The organism is Deltaproteobacteria bacterium CG11_big_fil_rev_8_21_14_0_20_49_13 (genome assembly GCA_002796305.1).
Classification (GTDB): Bacteria; UBA10199; UBA10199.
In genome coordinates this window covers 1-5,595 of record PCWZ01000088.1, presented here as the reverse complement: position 1 = coordinate 5,595, position 5,595 = coordinate 1, and the positions used below count along the sequence as shown (strand labels likewise).

Genomic DNA, 5,595 nt, shown 5'->3' with positions numbered 1-5,595 from the left:
TCCGCAGAGGATATATTTGACCGCGAAGAGAACGAGGGCAGGGCGATAGAACATCTTGGCCGTGTCATGGCCGATCCGTACGCCGAGTTTTCGGACGCCTTTTGCCATTTATCATCTCTCAAACGCACTTCTCCAATTCCATCGTTATCTGCTGGCGGATGATGAAGTCGTCCATGTAATCGTATTTTTCGGTAGAGATCCTGATCAACGGTGAAAGGTCGTATTTATCTATCCAGCGTTTGTAAAGCTTTTCAAGGCCTTGAAGGTATTTATCGGGCACGCCCTTTTCTATCTGGCGCCCCCTTTTTGAGATACGTTTTTTAAGCGTTCTTAAAGGGCACTCCAAATATATCATCACATCTGGGGGCTGAATAGATCCAAGGATAGTGCGATAGAGCGACATGTACGTGTTATAGTCGCGCTTGTGCAAGAACCCGCTTTTATAAAGATTCGTGCAGAATATCTCCGCGTCCTCGTGAATGGTCCGGTCCTGGACCACGATCTCTTTGGAACGGTCGAGCTCCTGATGGATGCGGAACTTGTGGGTTAAAAAGTGAAGTTGCGAATGATACGCCCACTTCTTCATGTCCTTATAAAAGTCGGCGAGATATGGGTTGATATCGTTCGGCTCGAAAAAGGGTTTAAAACCATATTCGCGGCACAAAAAATCGACCAGGCTCGACTTACCGGAGCCCATATTACCTGCTATCGCTATATATTTCTTGGCCATATTTTTCAACTTGACATAATGTCAATGAGCGTTTTTCGCAAAAATGCGAATTATTCCTGCAGGACCTTTTTCAGTTTTTCTGTGACAAAGGGCACCACTTTAAATAGATCGCCTACTATGCCAAAGTCGGCCTTCGTAAATATCGGGGCCTCGGGGTCCTTATTGATCGCGACAATTATCTTACTTGTTCTCATTCCGGCCAGATGCTGAATGGCTCCTGAAATACCGCATGCGATGTATAGCTTCGGGTTGACCGTCTTGCCAGTCTGACCCACCTGATGATCGTGGGAAATATATCCGGCATCCACCGCCGCGCGTGAGGCGCCGACCGCCGCCCCTCTGAGGATATGCGCCATATCGTAAAGGATCTTAAAACCTTCATGGTTGCCCATGGCGCGCCCACCGGAGACGATGATATCTGCCTCGGCAATATCCGCCTCGCCCTTTTCGACCTGCCTCACCTCCTTCACCTTGGCCCCTGACTTACCCGGGTCGGCGACAAAGTTGACCACTTCGGCGTTGCCGCCGGTCTCTGCAACAGGGAAAGAATTGGGCCTTGCCGTTGCCACTTGAGGTGTTGACTTGAACACAAAATCCATCAACGCCTTGCCGGCAAACACCGGACGTCTCACCTTTAGATTGCCGCTCTCTATCTCAAGTGATGTGCAATCCTGCGTAAAACCGACCTTTAGCTTCGCCGCGACTAACGGGAGCAGGTCCTTCCCCATTGGAGTTGCGCTTCCCAGGATGATAGAAGCCTTTTCATTGGCGGTGATGTCGGCTATCGCCTTGGAATAGGCGCCTGCGCTGTAAAATTTGAACTTGGGATTTTCGACGGTAACCACTTTTTGGGCGCCAAATTTACCCAGTTCGCCGGCAACCCCCTTGACCGAGTCGCCGATAACCACGGCAATGACCGTTCCGCCTAACTTGGCAGCAAGCTCACCCGCCTTGCTTGCAAGCTCTAAGCTGTATTTCTTTATCTTGCCTTCTGAATGTTCGGCTATTATTAGAATGTTGGACACAAAACACCTCCAGATTATCTGAAGCACGATGCAAGAGGCATGATCATTCCTGCTTCATGTTTCCTGCTTCATGTTTCGTTTAGATCACCTTTGCCTCTTCCCTTAAGAACTTAACCAGCTGTTCGGCTGCCACTTCGGGTTCGCCGTCCACTTTTTTACCTGCGGCGCGCTCCGGAGGAAGCGACCATCCGGCAACGGAAACCCTTATCGCCTCGCCGCCCAAAAGATCGGCGGCCTTCTTTTCGACAATGGGCTTTGTCTTTGCCTTCATGATGCCGGGGAGAGAAGCATACCTCGGAGAATTAAGACCCTTCTCGCAACCCAAAATGCAGGGGAACTCGATCTCTATCATCTCCTTCATACCGCCGGCCACGGGTCTCTGGACCGTCGCGCCCTTATTGTCGGCTCCAAGGGTAAATGCCTCGATGGGCGATGCATGGGGCAGACCGGTTATCTCGGCGCAATATTGAACCACGGCCGCGCAGTCATCATCCACCGCCTGTTTCCCGGCGAATACTATGTCGAACTTCTCTTCTTCTATTACCTTGGAAAGTATAAGGGCAACACCGTAGAGATCCGTAGAGGCGCCGGTCGTGTCTATCCTTATACCACGGTCGGCACCCATAGCGAGCGCCTGTCTCATGGAATCGATCGCACGCGCCGGTCCTGCGGTAACCAACACGACCTCGGAGCCCGCCACCTTTTCTTTTAGCTTTAATGCCTCTTCCACAGCGTATTCATCGTAAGGGTTTATCACCCATTTTACATCATTCTCTTCAAAACCGCTGTTATCAGGTTTAAGTTTTATCTTCGTTTCGGTGTCAGGCACCTGCTTTAAAAGCACGCCGATCTTCATAAACAGACCTCCTTTTTGTGTGTTGAAATGTTCATATTGTCTTAGCGTGAAATAATACGTTTGCAACAATAAAAAAGCAAAACAAGGTCTTAATCATTTCTCTTGTTGTTTACCCCTTACTCATTATATATTTGACCCCTATGCAAACTACAAAACATACGCTTTCAAACGGAATGACGGTCCTGTTGTCCGAAAATCGTTCGGCCCCGGTCATATCGTTCAACACCCTCGTTTACGCCGGTTCCGCCATAGAAACGGACGCCGAGGCAGGAATGTGCCACGTTATAGAACATATGATATTCAAAGGGACCCCCACCCGCCCCGTAGGGGCCATCGCGCGCGACGTTGAGGCGGCCGGCGGAGAAGTGAACGCCTACACAAGCTTTGACCAGACGGTCTTTTATATCAACATGGCAAGCCGCTTTGCCGAAAAAGGGCTCGAAATAATAGCCGATGCCGTCATCAACCCCCTTTTCGATGCCGACGAACTTGAGAGAGAAATCGAAGTTATATGCGAAGAGATACGCCGCGGCAAGGATAACCCCGGCCACTGCATAAGCGAGGACCTCTTCAAACACGCGTTCACAAAACATACCTACGGCAGGCCTGTTATCGGTTTTTATAAGACCGTGAAATCCTTCAAAAGAGATGATGTTCTCTCTTTCTACCGCAAACATTATCGTCCCGACAACATTACCTTCATCGTTGTCGGCAACTTTGACACCAAAGAGATGCTCGCAAAGATCGAAACGAATTTTTCGAGCTTTAAACGAACGGACGCCACGGTCAAGATTCAGACACCCATTGAACCCGAACAAAGGTCCATCAAGGTCAACACTAATACAATGGAAATCCATGCGGCCCAGTTCCTGCTCGGCTTCCACGTTCCTAATATCGTTCATAACGATATTCCGGCGCTCGACATTCTTTCACACATCCTGGGCGGAGCTGAATCTTCGCGGTTCGAACAGATAATAAAGGAAAAGAAAAGGCTCGTTCACACCGTTTACAGCTATGTTTACACGCCAAAGGACCCCGGAATAATGATGATAGGCGGCGTTACCCAGTCCGAAAAAGTTGTCCAGACCATCGATGCGGTCTGGGAAGAACTTAAGAGGATCTCCACCGAAACGGTGAGCGCAGATGAACTTAACCGCGCAAAGATCAATATAAGGGCCAGCGAGGTCTATGAACGCGAATCCGTTGGCGGTCAGGGGGCAAAGCTCGCATATTTTCTGGCGACCGCCGGCGACTACCAATTTGAAAAGCGCTATTTTCAGATGCTCGGCGACGTGACGGCGGGAGAAGTAAGAATGGCGGCCGAAAAATATCTAACTCCCGGCAATTGCACTGTTGAAGTTCTATCACCAAAGCATGCCAAGGTGTCGCCCACCAAGTCGGCTATAGAAGCGGCCTGCACCGGTTCCAAAAACCCGGTGCTCATCAAAAAGATAGAACGCTCAAAGCCAAAGGTTCACACACTTAAGAACGGCGTAAGGCTCATTATTAGAGAGAATCATACGTTGCCCATAGTTTCCGTCTATGCCGCGGTCCACGGGGGGCTTCGCTACGAAACGCCCAAGATAAACGGCATATCCTATCTCCTTTCAAGGTCCCTTACCAAAGGGACCAAAAAAAGGAGCGCGGTTGAGATCGCCAAAAAGATAGAATCGATAGCCGGCATAATCGACGGATACTCAGGCAGGAACACTATAGGCATCCGAACAGAGTTCTTAAGCGAAAAGTTGCACGACGGTTTTGGCCTCTTCGCCGAGGTCCTTTGCGACGCCGACTTTGACGATGAAGAGGTAACCAAGGAGAAAGCCCAGCAGATAGAATCGATCCACAATCAAGAAGACAACCTCCACTCAATGGCATATCTTTATTTCATGAGGAATTTGTACGGCAAGCATCCCTACGGCCTCCGCACGATAGGCGAAAAGGAATCGGTTAAAAGGCTCAATTCAAGGACACTAAGGCGCTACTGGGAAGAACATTTAAATCCCAGGGACCTTTGCATATCGGTAGTTGGCGACGTTTCACCGGATGAAGTGAGAGAGATGGCGAATGACTGGATCACCCTTAAAAGACACAAGACCCCAAGGCCTCTTAATGTCCCCATCAAAAAGCCCGAAAAGATCATTGTATCAGAAGTAATAAAAAAGGGTAAAGAACAGGCCCACGTGGTCATGGGATTCCTTGGAACAATCGTGAGCTCGCCTGATCATTATAAATTCTCCGTTCTAAACCATATTCTTTCAGGTCAGGGCGGAAGACTCTTCGTAACACTTCGCGACAAGATGAGCCTTGCATATTCGGTCAACTCTTCCGTTCAAAGCGGACTTGAGCCGGGGTATTTCACCGTCTATATCGGAACCGATCCTTCAAAACTTGATACCGCCATCAAGGGAATAAAGAGGGAGCTGGAAAGTCTATGCAAAGAGCCGGTCAGTAAAGAGGAGCTCGAACGCGCCCAGCAATATATGGTCGGCACCTACGAGCTCGAGCAACAGCGAAATTCCGCCCTTGCCGCAAGCTATACATTCAACGAACTCTACGGCCTTGGAATAGCCGAGGTAGAGAAATATCCTCAACGAATACTCAAGGTTACGCGTAAGGACATACTTAAGACCGCCAGAAAATATATAGACTTGAACGCCTACGTCCTCTCGATTATAAAACCGGCCTAGAACTTGAAAAAAACGCGACCTCCGGAAGGGTATATGGGGTCAGTATGTATATGGTGTATATGGGGTCACCCATTAGCGACGGTGGGGTCAGTATATGTAAATGGGGTCATAAATGGGGTCAGGCTTTCCTAATTAGCTTATTTGGTTGCACGCACAAAGCACGGGCGGTGGTTCTTTTTAATAGTAGCTACTATCCTCCGAAACAGTTCTTTCGTTGCGCCCTTATTTTCTGTCAGCTCAAATTCAACGCGTCTTACCAATTTCGATAAAACAGGTTCGCTCCTGCCAAAATAT

The 5,595-nt window shown here is 49.1% G+C and carries 4 protein-coding genes; 1 reads left to right on the top strand and 3 read right to left on the bottom strand.

Annotation, left to right across the window (positions count from 1 at the left end):
• Positions 1-118 precede the first annotated feature (118 nt).
• From COV46_08700 to COV46_08690, 3 genes are all read right to left on the bottom strand, one after another.
• Complete coding sequence (locus COV46_08700; GenBank protein PIR16316.1) at positions 119-730, bottom strand: deoxynucleoside kinase; 612 nt, start codon at positions 728-730, stop codon at positions 119-121.
• Positions 731-780: 50 nt separating this feature from the next.
• Positions 781-1,755 (bottom strand): electron transfer flavoprotein subunit alpha, encoded by a 975-nt coding sequence (locus COV46_08695; GenBank protein PIR16315.1) that lies wholly within the window; start codon positions 1,753-1,755, stop codon positions 781-783.
• Between the two features lie 79 nt (positions 1,756-1,834).
• Entirely contained in the window at positions 1,835-2,611 is a 777-nt protein-coding gene (locus COV46_08690; protein PIR16314.1) for an electron transfer flavoprotein subunit beta, read from the bottom strand.
• Between the two features lie 140 nt (positions 2,612-2,751).
• Between COV46_08690 and COV46_08685 the strand changes: the two genes are divergently transcribed.
• Positions 2,752-5,301, top strand: coding sequence for a hypothetical protein (locus COV46_08685; protein ID PIR16313.1), 2,550 nt, complete (start codon positions 2,752-2,754; stop codon positions 5,299-5,301).
• Positions 5,302-5,595 lie beyond the last annotated feature (294 nt).